Origin of the sequence: Methylacidimicrobium sp. B4, from assembly GCF_017310545.1 — a bacterium.
Lineage (GTDB): Bacteria > Verrucomicrobiota > Verrucomicrobiia > Methylacidiphilales > Methylacidiphilaceae > Methylacidimicrobium.
The window spans coordinates 177434-199649 of sequence record NZ_CP066203.1 but is presented as its reverse complement, the minus strand read 5'-3'; the positions used below and the strand labels follow the sequence as shown (position 1 = coordinate 199649).

The following is a 22216-nucleotide window of genomic DNA, read 5'->3' as shown; positions in this document are numbered from 1 at the left end:
CTCATGGGCCCCCTTGGGAAGGGGCTGTGGGGACTGGGGGGCCAGAAGGCGCTCTGCCCCCCTCCCGCGATCCTTCCGAAAAACGGGAAAGCCTCCGGTTGGCGGTAATGATCCGCTCGATCATCTCCTCGGCACCAGCCAGCTCCTTCTCGTAAAAGGGCGCTTCGTACTTCTCCTTCGGGAAACGGGCGAGCGAGTCGAGAACCGAGCTCCCCTGCTCGCTCACGTGGATGGCCGTGACGGCGGAGAGCCCCGGACGCAACGGATTGGCACGAAGCTCCTTCTCGGATAGCCGGATCCGGACCGGCACCCGTTCGACAATGTGGATATAGTTCCCCGTGGCGTTTTCCGGAGGAAGGAGCCCGAAGACGCTGCCGGTTCCCGCAACGAGGCCCTCGACCAGCCCATGATAGCGCAGATGGCGGCCGTAGAGATCAATCCTGATGTGCACATCCTGGCCCGGACGCACCCGCCGGAGCTCTCGCTCCCGGTAATTTGCTTCGACCCAGAGGTAGTCGAGCGGAACGACGGCCATGAGCGGAGTTTCCGGATGGACCTCGTCCCCGGGCTGGACGCGACGGTTGGCGACGAATCCGGCGACGGGCGCGCGAACCTCCCGGCGGATGTAATCGAGATAGGCTCTCTTGAGAGCGCTCGCAGCGTCAAGAACTGCGGGATGGCGCTCTACGGTTGTCCGCTGGATCTGGGCTTCCGCCGCCTGCCAGTCAGCCTCCGCCTGCCGGACGGTCGCTTCGATCTCCCGGATCTGACATTCGGTGTCATCGACCAGTTGCATCGGGATCGCTCCGTAGGGCGCCACTTCCCGGTAGCGCGCCAGGTCGTGGCGGAGCCGCTCCAATCGCGCCTTCTCCGCCAAGATCTTCTGCTTATCGAGGGCTACCTGGCTGAAGAGCGCTTCTACGCGCCGGACCGTTTCGCCCAATTTTGCTTCCGCTCCTTCCAAGGCGACGCGGGCATCGAGCCCGTCGAGTCGGACGAGCACCGCGCCCTGCCGAACGAACTGCGTGTTCTCGTAGCGCACCTCGACGACCGTGCCCTTCACCTGCGATTTCACGGGAACGAGATTTCCCGTCACGTAGGCGTCGTTGGTCACCACCCAGCGGCTGAAAAAGAGCCACCACCAGAGCAGCAAAACTACCGAGCCGCATGCGACGAGCCCGGCGAAGAGGAGCAGCCGACGGTTCCGGATCACTCGTCGGCGAAGCCGCGGAGGAGTCCGGGCAAGCAGTTGGCGGGAAAGCTCCGTTTGCCACCGCTCCCAAAGCTCGCGAATCATGACTCCTTGCGCGGCCACTCGGGCTCCATCGTGGGCTCGAAGCCGCCGCCCAGGGCGATCAAAAGGCCCACCGCCGAATCCACATGCTGGGCGTGGCGCACACTGAGCCGGCTTTCCGCCTCCGCCAGGCGATATTGCGCCTCGAGCAGATCCTGGCGCACGTTGAGCCCGGAAGCGAAGAGGCGTCGGGCAAGCTCGACGTTTGCCGAAGCAGCCTTCACCGCCCTCTCCTGCGCCTCCAGATCCTTGAGCGCTTCCTGCCAGTAGACGAGCGCATCGGCGACCTGTTGCAACGCCGAGAGCAGGACGCTGTTATATCGTTCCACCGCGATGTGGTACTCCTCGGCGGTGGCCTCGAGCTCGGCTGTCAGCCGTCCGCCTTGGAAGATCGGAAGGGTGATGGCGGGTCCCAAGATGTACATGAGGGGAACGCCGGGAGAGAGAAAGAGGGTCGAAAAGTTGAGGGTTTGAAAGCCGAGCCAGGCAACCAGGTTGAGATTCGGATAGAATGCGGTTTTCGCCACCTTTACCTGGTTGGCAGCGGCTTGCGCCCTCCAGCGCGCTACGGCAACATCCGGCCGGTGGCCCAGGAGGTCGAAGGCGATCCGCTCGGGCAGAGGGAAGCGCCGGGGGAAGCTCGTCTCGGAGACGACCAGGGTCCGACCCCAGTCCGGTCCCTGCCCGGAAAGCCGGGCAATTTCATTCCTCAGGCTCTGGCTCTCCCGCTCGAGCCCGGCCACCTCCTGACGCGCCTGCTCCAGGCGTTCCTCGGCCGTATGCACCGGAAAGAGGCTGTCGACCCCTTGGCCGACCCGCACCCGGGAAAGGGAGAGCAGCTCGCGGGCGAGATCCTCTCTCCGCCGCGCCAGGCGGAGCTCCTCTTCCGCTGCGGCCAGCCGCACATACCGCCGAGCCACGGTGGCACCCAGCAGCAGCCGGGCAACAGCGACTTCGGACTCCTCCGCGCGCGCCTCCCCTACGGCCGCACGAACCCGGGCGCGATCTTCGCCCCAGAGATCGACATGGTAGCTCGTAAAGAGAGGGATGATATCCGCAAAGAAAAACGAGTTGCCTCCAAACGGGCCAAAGAAGCTCGAGCCCGGAAAGCCCCAGACACCAAAGGTCGAGCTGGCCAGCCACGGGCGCAGTCCGACCGAGGGGAGGTAGCGCCCGCGGGCCCCGGCGGCCATCGCCCATGCCTGGTGGACGCGGTCGACCGTCGCCCGGAGGTCCGGGTTGCTCGTGAGCGCCAGGTGCATGATCCGGTCGAGCTCCCGGCAATCGAGGCTCCGCCACCAGAAGTTCTGGGGCCACTGGTCGGCAACCGAGACCGTCTCCGCTGGGAGCGAGGCGACGGTCGCCGCCATCGCGGGGGGGGCGAGCGGAGTCGCGGGCTTGCTATCCTTGGGCAGGTAGGCGCAGCCAGCCAGCAAGAGGGAAGCGACCCCGATCCAGGCACTGGGAAGGACGAGGCCCCCCCTTCCACGCGGGTGGTTCCGGCAGCTTCGGCGTCGCGATCGTCCCCAGGTCGCTCTCCCCGGCTTTCCCCAAGGCTCGAAGGAAGCTCGCAGAAGGGAAGGCACCGGTCGAGACAACGTGAGCAGGGCAGCAACCAGCATTCTTCCGCAATAAGAGCTTACCGAGCGTAAGCACTTACCTCGCCTCGTGAAGCCGCCGTCTCCGCCTTGGCCGGTTTCACGATCCAGCTCCCCCCTCTTCCACCCTGACATCGCCGCGCTGCGTGGTAACGCAATCTCGGAGAAAAGGCGCAAAAGTCAAGCCGATGCCGCGCCTCCGCAGAAAGCGATGGGGGGCCTTTCCGGCTCGCCGGGACAGCCTCGGGCGCAGCGCCTCCCGAGGCCGTCCCAAGAAGAGAACTCCTCTTAGGGCTTCAGCTCCTTGAGCCACGAGGCGACGGCGTTCGCCATGGTCGTGGCATGAGCGTCGGGAAAGAGATGATCCGACCCGGGAATCTCAACGAGCCGCTTCGGTCCGGAAGCCACCGCAAAGAGATCCTTCGAGTCCTGGGGAGGCACGACATCATCGGCGAGGCCATGGACGAAGAGCCAGGGCAGCCGGATCTTCCGCGCAGTCTCCACCACGCTGCCAATCCGGTTCATGTCGTCGATCAGCGCCCGGGATAGGGGGAACTGCGGCATGTCCCACATGCAGCCCGCTCCCGGTGTCACCTCGCCGAACTCGCGCTTGGCGAAGGCGGCCGAATGGGCCATCCCGGCGATCGAGATCAGGAAATGGATGCGCGAATCCTCGTTCGCCCGCAAGACCCCCACAAGCGCCCCGAGGCTATGCCCCGCATAGCCCACATGCCAGTCCCCAAGGGCGTCGAGAACCGAGCCCAGGTCCGCTACCTCCTTGCTGGGAGTGAACTCCTCGAACTTCCCTTCCGAAGCGCCGTTGCCGGAGAAGGAAAAGCGGAGGGAATGAATCCCATTGCGGGAAAGCACGTTGGAGAGCTCGATCAGCATCGGCCTATCCTTGTGGGCGGTAATGCCGTGGCCGATCACGACCAGAGTCGGATTATCGGGCGATCCTCCCTGGTAGGCGAAGTCGAGTCGTTCCCCTTGGGCATTGCGAATTTCGTTCGGAATGGATCGTTTCATGCCCCCGTTTACCATGGTTGGAAGGAAGACCGCAACCACCGGGCTTTTCGATTTCCGGGCGAAGCCCGCAATCGGGCTATTCCTCCAGGAACGCGGAGACGCAGCCTTCCTGAAGATAGGCAAGGAAATGGATTTCCCAGAGCGCTCGCTGGAGATCGCGCGCTTTGACGGTCAGTGGATTCCACTCCATCTGCTCATCGGTGATCCCTTGGGCAACCGCGAGCGTGATCCGCCGGTCGTTGAGCATCGCCAGGAATTCGTCGACCTCTCCTTGGCTGAGACGTAAGGACGGCTGCACAGCGTGTTGCAACGGGCTTTCTGGCGCAAGCCACCGGTTGAGAAGCTCCACCCGCTCCGGACGCCAGCTCAGCCGCTCGGCCTCGAGCTCCTCGGCCCCACCCGGAATCTCCTCGTCCTCCTCGAAGCCCTCACCTCGCGTCAGGACACCGCGCCAATGGCTCTGCATCGCTTCCGACATCTGGGACAAATCGGTCTGGTAGTGCTTGCGGAGCTCGAGGAGCGAGGAGACCAAGATCTCCCGCTCTCCCGGTTCGAAGTGGAAAACGGCCGCGTCCGGATGACGCTCGATCTTCACCCGAGCTCCATGGTTGCTTGCAACCCGAACCGTTGCAGTTGATGCACGAGGAACTCGGCCCGCTCTCGCGTTTCCTGCGCGACAAGGCTCTTCCCTTTGTTGTGAACCTCCATCATGTGGCGGGTGGCTTCCTGCTTGCTCATCTTGAGCACACGCTGGAAGACATAGACCACATAGCTCATGAGGTTCACTGGATCGTTCCAGACGATCACGCCCCAGCGACGCTCGAAGGCGTCGCGCACCTTTTCGTCAACAACCTCTTCGTGGATGGTCTCCGGGAACGCTATCTGCTCCATCGCTTCCGCCGCTTCCCACATTTCCAGGTTGAGCTTGCCAATCGAAAGATGAATTATAACGCCGCTCGCGCGACTCACAAGAACACAAGCAGAAGCTTTTTTTGCCTGCCGGGCGGGAAAGTTTTCCAAGAAGTTCTTTAGTAACGCGGCACGGATGGATCGATCTCCAGGCTCCAGGCGTCGATCCCCCCCGCGACGTTCTGCACCTTCCGGAACCCTGCGTCGAAGAGCAGTCGGCAGGCCTTGGCGGATCGGACCCCCGCCTTGCAGTGGATCACGATCTCCCGGGCCGGATCGAGCTCGTGGATGCGCTGATGGAACTCCGAGAGAGGGATCACCTTCGCCCCGGGAATCCGCGCAATCTGATATTCGTGATGCTCGCGCACATCGATCAGATCGAAGTCCGCCCGCTCGTCGAGCCTCCGCTTGAGCTCCTGCACCGTCAACTCCGGCAGGTCGTCGGTGACGACGGGCGCCACGATGCCGCAAAAGGTCTCGTAATCGACCAGCTCGCGGATCGTCCGCTCGGTACCGCAGATCGGACAGGCAGGATCTTTCCGCAGCCGAAACTCCCGGAACTCCATGCCCAGGGCGTCAAAAAGGAGCAGCCGACCGATCATGGGGTCGCCCAGACCGAGAATGAGCTTCACCGTCTCGATGGCCTGCACCATCCCGATCAGTCCGGGCAGGACGCCAAGCACTCCCCCCTCCGCACAGCTCGGTACCATGCCGGGATCAGGAGGCTCCGGATAGAGGCAGCGATAGCAAGGTCCCTTTTCAGCCCAGAAGACCGTCGCCTGCCCCTCGAAACGGAAGATGCTCCCGTAGACGTTGGGTTTTCCCAGGAGCACGCAGGCATCGTTGACCAGGTAACGGGTGGGAAAATTGTCGGTGCCATCAACGACGACGTCGTAGTCCTGAAGGATCTCGATCGCATTCTCGGAACGGAGAGCCGTCGGGTAGGGGACGACCTCCACGTTGGGATTGAGCTCACGGATCGCCTCGATGGCCGACTCGATCTTTGGCTTGCCGACGTTGCGGGTCTTGTGAAGCACCTGCCGCTGCAGGTTCGAGTCGTCGACCGTGTCGAAATCGACGATGCCAAGCCGGCCCACGCCCGCGGCCGCAAGATAGAGGAGCAGAGGCGAGCCGAGGCCTCCGGTCCCCACGGCGAGCACCCGCGCAGCCTTGAGCTTTTTCTGCCCTTCGAGCGTGACCTCCGGCATGATCAAGTGCCGGCCATAGCGCCGGATCTCTTCGTGCGAAAAGCCCGCAGCGGGAAAAACCTTGTTTACTCGCGGCAAATAACTCATGGCATCTCTCTCCTACTCTTTCGCCTTTCCCACCCGCCCCTTTTCAAGCTTGTGCCCCTCCCAGGCTTGCGAAAGAAAAAGTTTACTTATCTACTGCATCCGATGATTCTTCGCAAGCTTCGCCTTGGAAAGCCCAAAACGGCGACCAAGCCTACCCTACCGCAGGCCGCGCCCTGGATCGACTCCGATCGAGGGCTCGCCTCCCTTCTGATACAGCTCCGGCCGGGCCAGCCCGTCTCGCTCGACACCGAATCGGCGTCCTTTCACCACTATCAGGCCCGGCTCTGCGTCCTCTCGATCCAGCAGGGAGAGACGGCGGCCGTCATCGACACCCTGGGCCTCGACCCCTCCCCCCTATGGGCGCCGCTGGCAGGATCGCCCTGGATCCTTCACGGGATGGACTTCGATCGGCGGCTCCTGCGAGAAGCTGGCGCGTCCGATCCTCCCTCGATCTTCGACACGATGATCGCCGCGCAGCTTTGCGGCCTGCCGGCGATCGGCTACGCGGCCCTGGTCGAACGGTTCTTTGGCATCGTACTTGCCAAGGAGAGTCAGAAGGCCGACTGGGCCAGGCGCCCGCTCTCGCCGACCATGCTCGACTATGCGGCGCAAGATGTCCGCTACCTCGGGCCCCTCCAGGAACGGCTCTCAGATGAGCTCCTTCGGCTGGGACGGCTCGACTGGCACCGGGAGAGCTGCGCGCGGCTCCTCCGCAAAACGGGGGAACCCACGCCGGAAAAGTCTGGTGCCTGGAGGATTCGCGGCTGGCGCGAGCTCCCGCCCAAGGCCCTCCCCTTCCTCCGCGCGCTCTGGGAGTGGCGGGAGGAGGAGGCCGCTCGCCGCGACCTGGCTCCCTTTCGGCTGGTTCCCCCGGATCTGCTGCTCCGCATGGCGATCTGGGCGGCCGCACACAAGGAGCCGATCCCGCCGAAATGGCTTCCACGCCACCTCGGAGAGGCAGAGCTCTCCCGGCTGGCAAAGGCGCTCGCCAACCCGAAGGGATTGCCGGAGGAGCTCTTCCCACCCGTCGGACCACGGCTCAGGCTGACCTCCGCAGCGACTCAGCGCCTGGAGGAGCTCAACGCGAGACGCAGCCGCCTCTCAGCACTCCTGGGCATTGACCCGGGCGTGCTCGCTCCGAAGCCCATCCTCCTGGAGCTGGCGCAAGATCCGCAAGGGGCGCCCGAACGCCTGCTGGAGGAAGGGCGCTGGTGCCGCTGGCAGCGGGACCTTTTCGCCAGCGCTTGATTGCCGGATCGCAAGCGGACCCGAATTGGCCGCCCCGCGGGGGGGGAAGAAGGCCTTCCGGCATGAGCGCAAATGGTTGACTTTCCTCAGGCGCCACCTCCAATTGTTACGAAAAGGGAGCGAGAATGGCGGGACATAGCCACTGGGCAAAGGTACGTCACCAGAAAGGGGTGACCGATGCGCGGAAAGGGAAGCTCTTCAGCAAGCTGGTCCGGGAGATCGCGCTCGCCGCAAAGCTCGGCGGCGGGGATCCCGGCTTCAATCCACGCCTGAGGCGAGCGGTCGAATCTGCGAAGAGCGAAGGAGTTGCTTCCGAGAGCATTACGCGGGCCATTCAGCGCGGAACAGGCGAGCTCGCCGGCGCGGCTTACGAGGAGATCCTTTACGAGGGGTATGCTCCGGGAGGGGTCGCGGTCCTGGTCGAAGCGGCGACCGATAATCGGAACCGGACGGCGGCCGAGATCCGCAGCCTCTTTACCCGCCATGGAGGAAACCTGGCCGGATCGGGCAGCGTCTCTTGGCTCTTCCACCGGAAAGGCATCATCCGCGTCGATGCGTCCGAGGTTCCGTTCGATCGCGTCTTCGAGGCCGCGCTGGAGGCTTCGGCCGAGGACGTGCAGCCTGCGGATGGATCGACCGAGGTCATCTCATCGCCCGACCGACTGGAGGGGATCATCAAAAGCCTGGAAGCGGCGAAGATCCCCATCGGGTCGGCTTCCCTCGCCTATCTCCCTCAGAACGTCGTCCCGATCAAGGACGAGGAGAGCGCCCGCTCCCTCCTCCGGCTGCTCGATGCCCTGGAGGAACACGACGATGTCCAGCATGTCTTCGCCAACTTCGAGATGGCGCCGGAGATGATGGCGCAGGCGGAGGCCGCGGTTGCGGGCAAGTAGGAAATTCATGACCTCGTCGGAAATTCGCGAGAGCTTTCTCCGTTTCTTTCGGGAGCGCGCCCACACGCTGGTCCCCTCGGCACCGCTCCTGCCCGACTCTCCCAACCTGCTCTTCACCAACGCCGGGATGAACCAGTTCGTACCCATCTTCCTGGGTCGGAGCCCCTGCCCGTATTCTCCGCCCCGCGCTGCCGACACCCAGAAGTGCATCCGGGCTGGCGGAAAGCACAACGATCTCGAAGAGGTGGGATTCGACACCTACCATCACACCTTCTTCGAGATGCTGGGCAATTGGTCCTTCGGAGACTATTTCAAGAAGGAAGCTATCGCGTGGGCCTGGGAGCTGCTCACCGGCTGGTGGCATTTCCCGCCGCACCGGCTCTACGCGACCGTCTACGAACCGGCTCCCGGCGAGCCGGGCGAATTCGACGCCGAAGCGCACGAGGCGTGGTCCGCTCTCTTTGCGGGCGCCGGCTACGATCCGGCAGTCCACGTCGTCACGTTCGGCGAGCGCGACAATTTCTGGATGATGGGCGAAACCGGCCCCTGCGGTCCCTGTTCCGAGATCCACGTCGATCTTACCCCGGAAGGAACGAGCCGCGGCCGGCTTCTCAATCAAGGCGACCCGCGCTGCCTCGAGATCTGGAACCTCGTCTTCATCCAATACGATGCGCGGGGAGACCGCTCCCTCTCCCTGCTGCCCGCCCGCCACGTCGACACGGGAATGGGGCTTGAACGGATCGCCTCGATCCTCCAGGGGACGAGCGAATTCCGCAACTTTCCCCAAAGGATCTCCAACTACGATACCGACCTCTTCCGCCCGCTCCTTCAGATTCTGGAAAGGCTCGCTGGACAGCCGTACCGGGGCGGGGTCCCCGAGCCGGGCGGGCAGGGGGAGTCGACTGATGTCGCTTTCCGCGTCATCGTCGACCATTTCCGGGCGCTCGCCTTCGCGATCGCCGACGGCATTCTTCCCAGCAATATCGGGCGGGGCTACGTCCTGCGCCGCATCCTCCGGCGTGCGAGCCGCTTCGGCCGCACCCTGGGGCTGCAGGCCCCCTTCCTCCCCGCACTGCTCCCCGGCCTGATTTCCGCGATGGGCGAAGCTTTTCCCGAGCTGATCGAGCACGAGTCGCAGATCGCCACCGTCCTCGCTGCGGAGGAGAGCCTCTTCGCCCGGACCTTGGAGCGGGGCCTCTCGCTCTTTGAGGATCTCGCCCGGGAGGCTTCGGGGCGGAAGAACCGGGAGATCGCTGGCGAGGAGGCCTTCCTTCTTTACGACACCTACGGCTTCCCGCTCGATCTGACCGAGCTCATGGCCCGCGAGCGCGGCCTTCGCGTCGATACGCAGGGCTTCTCGGAAAGCATGGAAAAACAGCGGAGCCGTTCCGCGGCGGCGCGGGAAGACGATCTTTTGAGCGTTGCGGCGCAGAGCGATTTCGTCGGCTATGAGGAGCTCGAGGCCGAAGGAGAGGTCGTCCTCCTTCTGGCAGGGAATCGCGCCGTCTTCGATCGGACCCCGTTTTACGCCGAGATGGGCGGACAGATCGGCGACGCTGGCACGGTGGAGCATGAGGGCCGCCACCTTAGGGTGCTCGACACCGTCCGTTCGGCCAGCGGCGCCCATCTCCACCGCTTGGAGGGACTCGATCGCCTCGAGCCCGGCACCCGGGTGCTCCTCCGCGTCGACCGGGAGCGGCGGCAGAGGATCGCCATCCACCACACCGCAACCCATCTTCTGCACTGGGCCCTCCGCGAAGTGCTCGGTCCTCAAACGGTCCAGCGGGGGAGCTACGTCGGTCCTGATCGGCTCCGCTTCGACTTTTCCCATACGGGCCCACTCTCCCCCGAGCAGATCGCCCGGGTGGAGCGGCTCGTGCAGGAGCGCATCGCCGAGGATGAGCCAGTGAGCTGGGAAGAGCGTTCCTATGCCGAGGTCAGGAACGATCCGCGCATTCTCCAGTTCTTTGGAGAAAAGTATGGCGAGCGCGTCCGGGTCGTCTCCGTCGGAGAGTGCTCCCGGGAGCTCTGCGGAGGAACCCATATCCGCCACACGGGCGAGATCGGATTCTGGAAGATTCTCACCGAGACCGGGGTCGCTGCGGGCATCCGCCGAATCGAGGCCGCCGGGGGAGCGGCCCTTCTCGATATGCTTCGCGAGCAAGCGAGCGCTCAGGAGAAGGCGTGGCAAGGACTGCACCAGAAAGATCCCGCCATCCCTCCGCTTGCTCCCTTCCCTTCCGAAGCCGACCCCGCCTTGGTGGCCGAGCGCGTCGCGGAACGCCGCGATGCTCTCCAGCTACTCGAACGGAGGATTCGCGAAGCAGAAAAGCAAGCGGCCAAGAGGGCCGAAGATGCCCTGCGGGCGCGCGCCCGCCAAGAAGCGGAGGCGGCTCGGGGAGCCGCGGAGCGTTGCGGCTCTCTCCCCGTTCTCCTGTCCGACTGCGGCTCTGCTCCGGCAGGTTACCTTCCTCTGCTCTGGCAGGCCGTCCAAGGCCAATGGGAAGGGATAGCGGTCCTCGCCTGCCGCGACCAAGGGCGCGCCGCCTTTTTGGTGGGGGTTTCCCCCTCGCGATTGCCGGATGCCGACGCCGCCCGGCTCCTCCGGGAGATTCTCTCGCCCATCGCGGGCAAAGGCGGAGGCCGCCCGGAGCTCGCCCAGGGAAGCAGTGGGCGGCTGGAGAGCATCCCGGCGGCTCTGGCTCATGCGCGGGAGCTTCTTCGCGCGATCGGCGGGCCCAGTGCCACCTAGGCTAGAAAGCTTTCTCTATGCAACCGATCGGTCGCCTTCTGCTCATTACGGGACTTCTGCTCGCGGGGATCGGCTTGCTGATCAGCCTCGGGATCGGCGTCAAGTGGATGGGGAGGCTTCCGGGCGATATCCGGATCGAGAAGGGCAACGTGCGCTTCTTCTTTCCAATCACTACGTGCCTGCTCGGCAGCCTGCTCCTGAGCGCGATCCTCTGGCTCTTCCGGCGCTGACTCGGAGATGCGCTTCTGCCTCATGCATGGGCCATGCACCATCGTCGGCATGGCCCGCCGAAAGCAGATGCTGATGAGAGCGTCGGTTACGGCTTGACGTCTTCGTCTGGGATCGCGTTGAGATCGGCTTCGGTCAAGGGGGAGGTCCGCTGGGCATACTCCGCGCGGGCCGCCTTCACCTGTTCCGCGGTCACTGGAGTTCCCTTATTGCCCCATGCCTGCCGGAGGTAGGTCAGGATCGCGGCGATCTTGTCGTCGGACAAGATGGCCTTCCACGGCTGCATCGGGCCGTTGTACTGCATTCCATTGACGGTGATCGGACCCTGTAGCCCGTTGAGGACGATCGCGACCGTCCGCTTGGACCCTCCCGTCATCATGGGGGAGCCGGCCAGGGGAGGATAGACCGCCGGAATCCCGGTGCCGGTTGGCTGATGGCAGGCGGCGCAGTTCATCGTGTAGAGCTGCTCGCCCTGTTTCAGATCCAGGGAAAATGCCGCCAGCGGGGCCAGCCAGATCGCTCCGCCCACGATTACCGCCCAGCGGTGGCTGCGGGCTGCTTCACGAGAAAGAAATGGGGAACGAGAACCGATCCAGTCGCGCAAGGATGTCTTCATCGTAACCCACTCAAGATCGGTTCCTTACGCCTTTTGTCAATCCTAAAGCGGCATTGGTCTTCTTTCCGCCGCTCCCGCGTCTCCCCTTCCCGGATTCTACGGCGCCAGCCGCTCCACCCTCCATCCCCCTTCAGACGTGCGCTCATAGAGGAAGCGATCGTGGAGGCGGCTGCTCCGGCCCTGCCAAAACTCGATCTCATCGGGCACCAGGCGGTATCCGCCCCAATGGGGAGGCAGAGGAACCTCGCCCGAGGCAAACCGTTCCCGCATCTCCCGCAGGCGGCCTTCCAGAAAAGCGCGCTCGATCGGAATCGGCTCGCTTTGCGGGGATGCCCAGGCGGAGAGACGGCTCAGCAGCGGTCGACTTTGAAAATAGCGAAGGGACTCCTCTGGGGAGACCTTTTCCACGCCTCCGCGGGCACAGACTTGCCGGAGGGAAGCCGGCCAAAAGCAGGAAAAGGCTCCCTGCGGATTTTCCTCGAGGTCTCTTCCCTTGCGGCTCCGGTAATTGGTAAAGAAGAGAAAGCCCCTCTCGTCGATCGCCTTGAGCAGCACCATCCGGCTACGCACCCTCCCCTCCCGGGAGGAAGTGGCTAGTGCGGCTGCCGAGGGATCGCCGGCCTCTACCCGCAGCGCCTCCTGATACCAGGAAACAAACTGCCTCAGCGGGTCGCTGCTCAGATCTTCGCGCGCAAGCGGTGGCCCGGCAAAATCCTTTCCGGATCCCTCGAGATAGATCATCGCCACTTCCGCCTGCTCCTGCTGCTTGAATGCCAAAGGCGACCGAGCCTAGCCGACGATCCCCAGGTTAGCAAGAAAGGGTTGTGGGTCGAATGACAGGCTGATTTACTACCTTCATGAGTCGCCGCATTCTAACTTCCCATGAGAAGGCGTTGGAGATCAACCTAGATCAAAAGATCTACGGCACGATCGCGGAGATCGGTGGCGGGCAGGAGGTCGCTCGCTGGTTCTTCACGGTGGGAGGGGCCGCGGGGACCGTGGCCAAATCGATGTCGGCCTATGACATGACCTTCAGTGACGCCATCTATGGTCCGACCCAACGCTATGTCTCGCGTGAGCGGCTTCTGGCGATGCTCGACCATGAATACGACCTTCTTCAGGAGCGGCTCAGTCAAAAAAGGGGAGAAGAAACCCGTTTCTTCGTCTTTGCCGACACCGTCGCCATCCGGGGCTTTCAGCCCCGGAGTGAATGCCACGGATGGCTTGGGGTGCGCTTTCAGCATGAGCTCTCGGCCAAGCCGAGCGAGGTCATCCTTCATATCCGCCTCCGGGATCGCGAGCGGGTTCGCCAGCAGGAGGCCTTAGGAGTCGTCGGTGTAAATTTACTTTATAGCATTTGCTATTTATGGGCCGAACCTTATCGGCTTCTCGAATCCCTATTGGATAATCTCGACTCCGAGCGGCTGGAGATCGATCTGGTTCTGGCACGTGGCCCCGCGTTCGTCGATTGCGATCATCGACTCCTCAATCTGCACTTGATCGTGCTCGGCTTGGCACGGGTCATCCTCTTCGATCCGACAGGCCATCCGCGTCATCCGGGCGAGCTCCTTCATCGCAAATCGGTGCTGATCGAACGCGGAGAATTTGCTCCGGTCACGCGAATGCATCTGGACATGCTCCAGCTCGCCCGCGAGAAGTTTCTCCAGGATCCGGCGATCGAGCGCTTCGCCAAGATCGAGCTCCTGGAGATTACCACCAAGAACCTTCTCTTGCCCGACGGCAAGGTCGACTCGCGCGATTTCCTCGAGCGCGTCGATCTGCTCTGCGCGATCGGTCACCATGTCCTGATCTCCAACTATGCTGAATTCTACGAGATCAGCGCCTATCTGGCCCGCTATGCGGAAGGGCTGGTCGGGATCGTGCTCGGCATCCCCCTCTTGGAGCAGATCTTCAGCGAGCGCTACTACTCCTATGTGGAAGGAGGAATCCTGGAAGCCATGGGCCGCCTCTTCAAGAAGAACGTCAAGCTCTACGTCTACCCCACCCGGAAGGTTTCGGACGGAGAGCTTCGGACGGTCGAGCAACTCGCCTTGGAAGGGCCGCTCGGCCATCTCTATGCCTACTTGAAGGAAACGGGGAGGATCGAGGCCCTCTCGCCCCGCATCCCACCCGACGTGAGCTTCTCCCCGAGGCAAGTCGGCGCCCTCATTCGCTCGGGCGACCCCAGTTGGGAGAGCTACGTCCCGGTTCGGGCGGCCCAGTTGATTCGGGAAAAGCGGTTCTTTGGCTATAGCGAGGCTGCACCGGCTGCGGGGGACCCGGTCGCGCCGGGAGAGCGGCCGGCGGTCGTCTCCTGACGGAAAAGCGACGGGGGAGCGTTATCCTCTTTTCTCTCGTCCGGCGATAACCTATTCTCGCTTGGCATGGCGAGACGATCCGCCCTTCTCCTCTTCCTCCTCTCAGCGGCTTTCTCCTCTTCCGCCGACCCCGCCCGGAACGACCCCCGACCCACCGGCTCGAGCCCGCTGCCTCGCTCGGTCGTTTTCCGCGGAGAAGGGATTTTTACGCGCCTGGTGTCCGAAGCGGAACGGGAAGACTGGCGGGCGCTCCCGATCGGGCAGCGCACGGTTCGTGTCGGCCTGGCCCTGGTGGGGACGCCCTACAAGAACTGGACGCTCGAGATCGACGACCATATCGAGGCCCCTTCGGTCGACCTCGACGAGATGGATTGCTGGACCTTCTTTGAGATCTCCCTCGGGTTTGCCCGCATGCTGCGGGAAAAGCCAGCGGGCTACGAACCCGAGGACCTCCTCCGGATGATCGAGCTCGATCGCTACCGGGCCGGGCATTGCGACGGAACCTACTACTCCCGCCTCCACCACCTGGAGGATTGGATTCGCGACAATGCCCGTCGCGGCTTGGTGCTCGATCTGACGCGATCACTCGGCGGGATTCCCATGACCGGCCATTCCCTCCACTACATGGGCGAGCACTGGCAGGAGTTCCGCTATCTCCGCCACAATCCCGATCTCATCCCGCGCTTTCAGGAGCTGGAAAAACGGATCTCCTCCCAACCCGTCTACTACATCCCCAAGGGGCATGTGCCTGCGATTGAGGCCCGCCTCCAGAACGGGGATGTGATCTGCATCGCCAGCTCCTGGCCCGAGACCTTTACCTCCCACGTCGGCCTGGCCTACCGCGATCCCAAGGGCGTGCTCCACTTCCTCCATGCCACCTCGATCCAAGCCGAGCGCCGCGTCGTGATCGGACCCAGGCTCAGCGACTACCTCTTCGCCCACCCCAAGGCGGCAGGCATCCTGGTTGCCCGCCCGCTCGATCTTCCCCGATCGGGCGCCCCGCAGCCGGCCAAGGCTGCGGAAAGATCGGCCGCTGCCATGGAAGTGCCGCCGGTCGCCTCCTCCCCGGGGAGGCCGACTCCCCGTCCGGTCCAATCGGGAGCAGGACCCACGGGTTGCGGCGAAGAGAGATAGAGATCCCCCCTCTTTCAGGATGAAAGACGCCCGCTTGCCCCGTTTCCTCCTCCGTCGGGAGGGAGGACGGCTCGCAAGAGCCAGTCCGGCGGACGCGAAACGAGCCCGCTTGCCTCGCGCAAGCTCACCACCGGCAGCTCCGCATGGCGGAGCAGAGAGGCGGCCGTCTCCGCAAGCGTCTTCTCCGACGGCTCGGAAAATCCGTTGAGAAGAATTCCGACGGAGGGCAGGCCGGCGGCCCGGATGCTTTCCACCGTGAGCAGCGTATGATTCAAGACCCCGAGCCGGCAAAGGGCGACGATGACCACCGGCAGCTGCAAGCGAACGGCAAGGTCACAGACCGTCTCGGTCGAGGTCAACGGTGTCTTCCACCCCCCCACCCCTTCGACGACTGCATAAGAAAATCGCGCCAAGAGCGGTCGCACGCGGGCTTCGACTTCCGGCAGAGTCAGCTTCTGACCCTCCGCCTCAGCAGCGATCGCGGGCGCCGCTGGAGAGCGAAAGAAGAAGGGAGTGATTTCCGAGAGGGGAATCCTGGTACCCGCCGCTTCCTGCAGGCAGAGAGCGTCATCCCGGGAGCCAGTCGCAATGGGCTTGAGGCCGACGGGCCGCAGCCCCAGGCGACGCCAAAGGGAAAGTAGCGCCGCGCTACAATAGGTCTTGCCGACGTGGGTGTCGGTGCCGGTGATAAAAAGGTGGTGTCGTTTTTCCGGTTGCAAATGTCGAGGCGCTCCGTAAGCTTACTCGATCCCTCCGGAAGGCTGCGGAATGGGATCCTTCTGGAAAGCAAACCGAAACGCAAGCAAATATGGCTGATCTCACCAATCGATATCCCGACAATGTTGCCGGAAAGTACTACGTAGACTCCCAGTGCATCGACTGCGACCTATGCCGGGAGACCGCCCCTTCGAACTTCAAGCGGAATGACGACGGCGGCCATTCGTATGTCTACAAGCAGCCCGAGACCCCGGAGGAAGAAGAGCAGTGCCGCGAGGCCAAGGAGGGCTGCCCCGTGGAAGCGATCGGGGATGATGCAGTGCCCGCCGAGGTAGCGGCGCAGGCGGTCGAAGCCTCCCAAGGCTGACGATTCTCCGCACCGCTCCCGACGTTTGACCGGACGGCGCCAGAGTCGACCGATTCCGGCTGGCTGCGGCCGTTGCATCGCTTCCATGGGAGAAACCCGAAGCCCAAGGGACCCGCAGGAAGTCCTCCCAGACGCTCCGCGTTCTCCGGAGGAGCGGAGGATTCTCCGTCCGAGCCAACCTGGCGAGCGGCTCGACCGCTACCTCGCTGCCTCCCTGGGCATATCGCGCACGACCGTGCAGCAGCGGCTCCGATCGGCGGCCGTCCGCATCAAGGGGGCTTCCACGCTCCCATCCGCTTCCTATCGTCTTCGGGGAGGCGAAGAGATCGAAATCGATCTTTCCGCTCGGATGCCCGCCCTCGAAACCCCTCTTCCTGCGGCGGAGCCGATCCCGCTGGAGGTGGTCTACGAGGACGACGATCTTCTCCTGATCGACAAGCCCTGGGGGCTCGTCGTCCACCCTGCCTGCGGCCACCAGGCGGGAACGCTCGTGAATGCGCTCCTCGACCGCCTGCCCAGGCTGCCGGGAGCCGAGACGATCCGGCCAGGCATCGTCCATCGGCTCGACCGGGAGACGAGCGGCCTGCTGGTCGTAGCGAAGACCGAAGCGGCGCGCAGGAGCTTGCTCGACCAGTTCGCCTCTCGGACAGTCGACAAACGGTACGAGGCGGTCGTTTGGGGCACCTTTCCCCGGGGTCCGGTCTGCTGCGCCGAGAATGTCGGTCGCGATCCGCGAAACCGCCGGAGGATGACGGTTCTCCGCGCGGGTGGACGAACGGCACTTACCGAATTTCGCCTGATCGACCAGCACCGCGGGGCTGCTCGGATCGAATGTCGCCCGCGGACCGGACGGATGCACCAGCTGAGAGTTCATCTCTCCTCACTCGGCCATCCGATCGTCGGCGATCCGCTCTATGGCGGGGCGCGACGATCCGAGAGCCCGCGCCTTCTCCTCCATGCGCGCGGCCTGAGCTTTGTCCATCCCGGCTCGGGCGCACGGGTCTGCTTCGAGAGCCCGCTTCCCAAAGAATTTCTCACCTGGTTGACAAGGAACGATGCAGACCGATCCTGAACCATTGCGCACAGCTCTGCTCGCCTATGTCGAGGTACTGCGGCGTACGGGCCGCCGCTCGATCCGCCTGGCACCCGGTTGGCAACAGGGGCTGCGCCCGGATTCCCCTTTCCTGCCAGAAGCCGCTTCCCAGATGCCTCCCGTAGCTCCTCCTCCTTCGGCTCTGGCAAGCTTGCCATCCCGGCAGCCCATCGCTTCCCCTTCGCCGACTCCGCCGACCCAGGCCGAAGGAGCGGCCGACGGCGAAGAGAGGGCTGCGCGGCTCCGAGAGCTCCGGGAAAAGACATCCGGGTGCCGCCGCTGCCCGCATCTGGCTTCCTTCCGCTCCCAGGTGGTCTTCGGCATAGGAAACCCCCATGCCCGGCTTCTCTTTGCCGGCGAAGCCCCGGGGGCGGAGGAGGACCGGCTGGGCGAACCCTTCGTCGGGCCCGCGGGGAAGCTGTTGACGCGCATGATCCAGGCGATGGGGCTCGAAAGAGAGGATGTCTATATCGCCAACGTCCTCAAGTGCCGGCCCGATTTACCACCCGGCACCCCGGGTAATCGGAAGCCCACTCCAGAAGAGATGGGGACCTGCCTGCCCTATCTGCGGGAGCAGATCACCATCATCGAGCCCGAAGCGATCGTCGCCTTGGGAGCGACCGCCCTGGAAGGATTGACGGGGCTGCGCAAGGGCATCAGCACCCTGCGGGGAAGCTTTCTCAATTTTCAGGGGATTCCGCTGCTTCCGACATTCCATCCGAGCTACCTGCTCCACAATCCCAGCCTGAAGCTGAAACGACAGGTCTGGGAGGATCTGCTTCTGGTGATGGAGCGGCTCCATCTCCCGATCAGCGCTCGCCAGCGCGGCTTCTTCCTGGCCAAGAGCCAACCCTGACCCCCCGCGAAAAGCCCTCCCAGGTCGACGCCGCGCGGCAATCCGCGCATCTTTTTCTTCGACAATCAGCGCCTGGCGCGAAAAGCTTCTTTCCATGAGGACTCCTCCCCCGGCGGGAAACCCGTTCTCTCCGCAAAAGAGTGGGCAGGACAAGAAACGGCCGGGCGGCTTTTTCGACGCTCCTTGGCAGCTCCTCCTCCAGGTCCTGGTCGCTCTTTTGCTCGTCTGGCTCTGGCAGGAGAGCGTGCAACGCGCAACGGTCACGACGATTCCCTACAGTACCTTTCTCGACAAGCTCGCCAAGAAAGAGATCCTCGAGTGCACGATCACGCCCGACGAGATCCTGGGGAAGATGGCAGCCCCCCCTCCGACGAAGAAGGAAGGGGAAGGCAAGCCGGAGCCCAAGGCCGCCCTCTTTCGGACCGTCCGGGTCGAGGATCCCAACCTCGTCGCCGAGCTCCAGAGCGCGCACGCCTCCTACGCCAGTGTGCGGCCGAGCCTTCTCTCTCAGCTCATCTTTTCGTGGATCCTTCCCATTGGAATCTTTTTTCTCATCTGGGTTGGGCTGAGCCGCTGGATGACGCGTGGAGCGGGTTACTCCCTGCTCAATGTAGGAAAGAGCCGAGCCCGCCTCGTCGCCGAGGAGGGCACCGGAGTCAGCTTCGAGGATGTCGCGGGCTGCCAGGAAGCGAAGATCGAGCTGCAGGAGGTCGTCGATTTTCTCAAGAGCCCCGGCCGGTACCGGGCGCTCGGAGCCAAGATCCCGAAGGGGGTTCTCTTGATCGGCCCTCCGGGCACGGGGAAGACGCTTTTGGCCCGCGCGGTCGCGGGAGAAGCCCATGTCGCCTTCTTCTCCCTGAGCGGAAGCGAGTTCGTCGAGATGTTCGTCGGGGTCGGCGCCTCGCGTGTACGCGACCTCTTTGTGCAGGCGAAGGGCCGTGCCCCCTGCATCATCTTCATCGATGAGCTCGATGCCATCGGACGTCAGCGGGGGGTAAGGATCGCGATGGGGCACGACGAACAGGAGCAGACCCTCAACCAGTTGCTCGTAGAGATGGACGGCTTCGACCCCAACGAGGGGATCATCCTCCTCGCGGCAACCAACCGACCCGACATCCTCGACCGGGCGCTGCTTCGCCCGGGACGCTTCGATCGGCACGTCGTCGTCGACCTCCCGGATGCCCAAGGCCGCGAGTCGATCCTTGCAGTCCACAGTCGCGGGAAGCCCTTGGCGCCCGCGACCAATCTCCAGGAGATTGCCCAGGCCACCTCCGGCTTTTCCGGTGCCGATCTCGCCAACCTGATGAACGAGGCGGCTCTCCTGGCCGCGCGCCGGCAGGCGCATCAGATCGAGCAGGCCGATCTCCTCGAGGCCTTGGAGAAGGTGATCGCCGGGCCCGAGCGCCGCAGCCTGCAGCTCGCCGAGGAAGAAAAGCACCGGGTCGCCTACCATGAGGTAGGCCATGCGCTGATCGCCGCGGTCACTCCCGGCGCAGATCCGGTCCGAAAGATCAGCATCATTCCTCGCGGCCGAGCGGCCTTGGGCTACACGCTCCAGCTCCCTCCGGCCCAGCAATACCTGCTCACGCGCACCCAGCTGCTCGCCAAGATCCGGTGCGCAATGGGGGGAAGGGCCGCCGAGGAGGTGGTCTTCCGCGAGGTGAGCACCGGGGCCGAAAACGATCTGGAGGTGGCGACCACCCTCGCCCGGCAGATGGTCTGCCTCTACGGCATGAGCGAGTCGGTCGGCTTGGCACACCTTGTTTCGAGCCGACCCGGAATGGCCGAGGTTCCCGGGGTCAACGGCCATGTCGAATACAGCGGAGAGACCGCGCGGCTGGTCGACCAGGAAGTGCAGCGCCTCCTCGAGACCGCATACCGGGAAGCCAAGACCATCCTCCAAGACGAGCGCAAGACGCTGGAGGAGGTCACCGCCGAGCTCCTCAAGAAGGAAACGCTGGGCGCCGAGCAGTTCTTCGCCCTCCTTCCCGACTCCATAAAGAAACCGTTAGCTACTCCGCCATAGCAGCTTAATAAGCATTTTTATTTCCGATTGACCGCTTGCGCCCCTAACCTTATTTTCTTCCCCCAGATGAGCTCCCTTCCTCCAGGGCACGACGCTGGACATTTCCCCCCTTCCGACGAAAACCTGCAGGCGTGGCCTGCCATGGAGGCTGAAGAGCTTCCGCACGAGGAGGCCCAACCCCAGCCTCCTCCCCCATCGGCAACGCCGCACGGTGCGCATTGGCCTCCGCCGTTCTTTCCCCAACCGAATGCTGCGGCTCCCGAAGCAGCCCATCCGCAGTCGGCTCCCCCTCCGCAGGGCGGATACGGCTCCTTCTTCTATCCGCAGCATCCCGCCGCTCCGGGCAACACGTCCTCTCCGCCCCAATCCCCGGGCAATGGCGGTCCGGCCCCATGGACGCCTCCCATTCCTCCAGCGCAAGGACCCGCCCAATCCTGGCGGCACCCGGCTTGGACCCCGCAGCCCGCTTCTCCACCGGCCCCCGCGCATTCTGCGAACGGGACTCCTCAGCCTGGCGCCTACAACCCTCCTCCAGCTCCCCAACGCTCCACTCCGCAGCCCCCCCGGCAGGCTCCGGCTCCCCCCCCGCAGAGCTACCGTCCTGCCCCGGCTCCGGCCCCAGCGCCGGCCCAAAACCACCCGGCTTGGACCCCGCAGCCCGCTTCTCCACCGGCCCCCGCGCATTCTGCGAACGGGACTCCTCAGCCTGGCGCCTACAACCCTCCTCCAGCTCCCCAACGCTCCACTCCGCAGCCCCCCCGGCAGGCTCCGGCTCCCCCCCCGCAGAGCTACCGTCCTGCCCCGGCTCCGGCCCCAGCGCCGGCCCAAAACCACCCGGCTTGGACCCCGCAGCCGCCTCCCCAGCACGCCCACCAGGCGCCCGGCGCTGCTCCACAAGATTCTTGCTCCGCTCCCACGCAGGAGCCACCCGCGACCCATTTCAACGGAACGCGGACGGCGTCGCGGCACCCCGGGACATCGGCAAAGGGTTCGGAACAGCAGCCACCTCCCTACGCGGTGCGTCCGCCGGCTCGAACGGGGGAGCGATCGGGCAAGGCTCGAGAGGCTACCAAGCCCGCGACAAAGCCGAAGGCTCGTGAAGATTCCAGCAGCGACTCGACAGGGCGATCCGGTGTCGTAGCGCTCGCCTTGACCGCCGCTCTGGTCAGCACGCTCACCGCAATTTATCTTGCTCTGGTCTACTTCGAGGTGTTTTAAGAGCAGCTTGCCACCGCGAGCGGCAGCGAACCCGATTCAGGAGGTTTTCATGGCTGGTCCCGTCCACGAAATCACCAACGCCAATTTTGATCAGGAAGTGACCCAATCCCCCATCCCGGTGGTACTCGACTTCTGGGCGGAATGGTGCGGGCCTTGTCGCATGGTCGCACCGGTCATCGACGAGCTCGCCGGCGAGCTTGCGGGAAAAGTGAAGTTCGGCAAGGTCAACGTCGACCAGGAGCAAGAGCTCGCCTACCGCTTCTCGATCCAGTCGATTCCGACCCTCCTGATCGTCAAGGACGGCGAGGTCAAAGGCCGCCAAGTGGGTGCGGCTTCGAAGAGCCATATCCTTGCGAAGATTCAGCAGTCCCAGTAGCGGACGCCGACTTTTTCCGCTTGCCGGGAGCCCATTCCTTGCACAAACTATTTTGCACTCAAGATCGCGGGGTGGAGCAGCCCGGTAGCTCGTCAGGCTCATAACCTGAAGGTCGGAGGTTCAAATCCTCCCCCCGCCACCACTTTTGTGATCGCTCGATAGAACGCACGGAACCCACCCTCGTGACAGTCCGTGAGGCGGGTCTTGATCCACCGTCGAAATGTACCCCCCCGGATAAAGGCGATCTTTCGC

20 protein-coding genes and 1 tRNA gene are annotated in these 22216 nt (G+C 64.2%); 12 read left to right on the top strand and 9 right to left on the bottom strand.

Annotation, left to right across the window (positions count from 1 at the left end):
• Position 1 precedes the first annotated feature (1 nt).
• From MacB4_RS00880 to moeB, 6 genes are all read right to left on the bottom strand, one after another.
• Positions 2–1297, bottom strand: coding sequence for an HlyD family secretion protein (locus tag MacB4_RS00880; protein WP_206864019.1), 1296 nt, complete (start codon positions 1295–1297; stop codon positions 2–4).
• The gene (locus MacB4_RS00875) at positions 1294–2916 is read right to left on the bottom strand and encodes an efflux transporter outer membrane subunit (protein ID WP_206864018.1); all 1623 of its coding nucleotides are present in this window, start codon (positions 2914–2916) and stop codon (positions 1294–1296) included. Before MacB4_RS00875 ends, MacB4_RS00880 begins: the two co-directional genes overlap by 4 nt.
• Positions 2917–3180: 264 nt before the next feature.
• Positions 3181–3918, bottom strand: coding sequence for an alpha/beta hydrolase (locus tag MacB4_RS00870; RefSeq protein ID WP_206864017.1), 738 nt, complete (start codon positions 3916–3918; stop codon positions 3181–3183).
• A 76-nt stretch (positions 3919–3994) separates the two neighbouring features.
• Positions 3995–4513 (bottom strand): DUF2017 family protein, encoded by a 519-nt coding sequence (locus MacB4_RS00865; protein ID WP_206864016.1) that lies wholly within the window; start codon positions 4511–4513, stop codon positions 3995–3997.
• Complete coding sequence (gene clpS, locus MacB4_RS00860; RefSeq protein WP_370569376.1) at positions 4510–4887, bottom strand: ATP-dependent Clp protease adapter ClpS; 378 nt, start codon at positions 4885–4887, stop codon at positions 4510–4512. Before clpS ends, MacB4_RS00865 begins: the two co-directional genes overlap by 4 nt.
• Positions 4888–4946: 59 nt before the next feature.
• Positions 4947–6122, bottom strand: coding sequence for a molybdopterin-synthase adenylyltransferase MoeB (moeB, locus tag MacB4_RS00855; RefSeq protein ID WP_206864015.1), 1176 nt, complete (start codon positions 6120–6122; stop codon positions 4947–4949).
• A gap of 102 nt (positions 6123–6224) precedes the next feature.
• On the opposite strand from moeB, the gene MacB4_RS00850 reads away from it, so the two are divergent.
• The 4 genes from MacB4_RS00850 to MacB4_RS00835 all read left to right on the top strand — a co-directional run bounded on the left by MacB4_RS00850 (position 6225) and on the right by MacB4_RS00835 (position 11245).
• Positions 6225–7370 carry a ribonuclease D gene (locus tag MacB4_RS00850; protein ID WP_206864014.1) on the top strand — a complete coding sequence of 382 codons (1146 nt, stop codon included), beginning with the start codon at positions 6225–6227 and terminating at the stop codon, positions 7368–7370.
• A 125-nt stretch (positions 7371–7495) separates the two neighbouring features.
• Positions 7496–8263: a YebC/PmpR family DNA-binding transcriptional regulator gene (locus MacB4_RS00845; RefSeq protein WP_206864013.1), complete on the top strand. Its 768-nt coding sequence runs from the start codon at positions 7496–7498 to the stop codon at positions 8261–8263.
• 7 nt (positions 8264–8270) lie between these two features.
• Complete coding sequence (alaS, locus tag MacB4_RS00840; RefSeq protein WP_206864012.1) at positions 8271–11015, top strand: alanine--tRNA ligase; 2745 nt, start codon at positions 8271–8273, stop codon at positions 11013–11015.
• A gap of 17 nt (positions 11016–11032) precedes the next feature.
• Entirely contained in the window at positions 11033–11245 is a 213-nt protein-coding gene (locus tag MacB4_RS00835; RefSeq protein ID WP_206864011.1) for a DUF2905 domain-containing protein, read from the top strand.
• Between the two features lie 86 nt (positions 11246–11331).
• Here MacB4_RS00835 and MacB4_RS00830 read toward each other — a convergent pair whose 3' ends face one another.
• Positions 11332–11859: a cytochrome c gene (locus tag MacB4_RS00830; protein WP_206864010.1), complete on the bottom strand. Its 528-nt coding sequence runs from the start codon at positions 11857–11859 to the stop codon at positions 11332–11334.
• Positions 11860–11955: 96 nt separating this feature from the next.
• The gene (gene pdxH / locus MacB4_RS00825) at positions 11956–12600 is read right to left on the bottom strand and encodes a pyridoxamine 5'-phosphate oxidase (protein ID WP_206864886.1); all 645 of its coding nucleotides are present in this window, start codon (positions 12598–12600) and stop codon (positions 11956–11958) included.
• A gap of 116 nt (positions 12601–12716) precedes the next feature.
• Between pdxH and MacB4_RS00820 the strand changes: the two genes are divergently transcribed.
• A complete protein-coding gene (locus MacB4_RS00820; RefSeq protein WP_206864009.1) occupies positions 12717–14177 on the top strand; it encodes a TonB-dependent receptor in 1461 nt (486 codons plus the stop codon).
• Between the two features lie 66 nt (positions 14178–14243).
• Complete coding sequence (locus MacB4_RS00815; protein ID WP_206864008.1) at positions 14244–15311, top strand: N-acetylmuramoyl-L-alanine amidase-like domain-containing protein; 1068 nt, start codon at positions 14244–14246, stop codon at positions 15309–15311.
• A 14-nt stretch (positions 15312–15325) separates the two neighbouring features.
• On the opposite strand, the gene bioD is transcribed toward MacB4_RS00815, so the two are convergent.
• Positions 15326–16030 carry a dethiobiotin synthase gene (gene bioD / locus MacB4_RS00810; protein WP_206864007.1) on the bottom strand — a complete coding sequence of 235 codons (705 nt, stop codon included), beginning with the start codon at positions 16028–16030 and terminating at the stop codon, positions 15326–15328.
• An 89-nt stretch (positions 16031–16119) separates the two neighbouring features.
• Between bioD and MacB4_RS00805 the strand changes: the two genes are divergently transcribed.
• The 6 genes from MacB4_RS00805 to MacB4_RS00780 all read left to right on the top strand — a co-directional run bounded on the left by MacB4_RS00805 (position 16120) and on the right by MacB4_RS00780 (position 22106).
• Positions 16120–16395 (top strand): ferredoxin, encoded by a 276-nt coding sequence (locus MacB4_RS00805; RefSeq protein ID WP_206864006.1) that lies wholly within the window; start codon positions 16120–16122, stop codon positions 16393–16395.
• An 85-nt stretch (positions 16396–16480) separates the two neighbouring features.
• Positions 16481–17467 carry an RluA family pseudouridine synthase gene (locus MacB4_RS00800; RefSeq protein ID WP_206864005.1) on the top strand — a complete coding sequence of 329 codons (987 nt, stop codon included), beginning with the start codon at positions 16481–16483 and terminating at the stop codon, positions 17465–17467.
• Positions 17451–18344, top strand: a complete 894-nt coding sequence (locus MacB4_RS11125) for a uracil-DNA glycosylase family protein (RefSeq protein ID WP_206864004.1) — start codon at positions 17451–17453, stop codon at positions 18342–18344. The genes MacB4_RS00800 and MacB4_RS11125 overlap by 17 nt, the downstream gene beginning before the upstream one ends.
• Before the next feature lie 94 nt (positions 18345–18438).
• Positions 18439–20370, top strand: coding sequence for an ATP-dependent zinc metalloprotease FtsH (ftsH, locus tag MacB4_RS00790; protein WP_206864003.1), 1932 nt, complete (start codon positions 18439–18441; stop codon positions 20368–20370).
• A 1267-nt stretch (positions 20371–21637) separates the two neighbouring features.
• Entirely contained in the window at positions 21638–21964 is a 327-nt protein-coding gene (gene trxA, locus MacB4_RS00785) for a thioredoxin (RefSeq protein WP_206864002.1), read from the top strand.
• A 65-nt stretch (positions 21965–22029) separates the two neighbouring features.
• Positions 22030–22106 (top strand) — tRNA-Met (locus MacB4_RS00780).
• Positions 22107–22216: the final 110 nt, after the last annotated feature.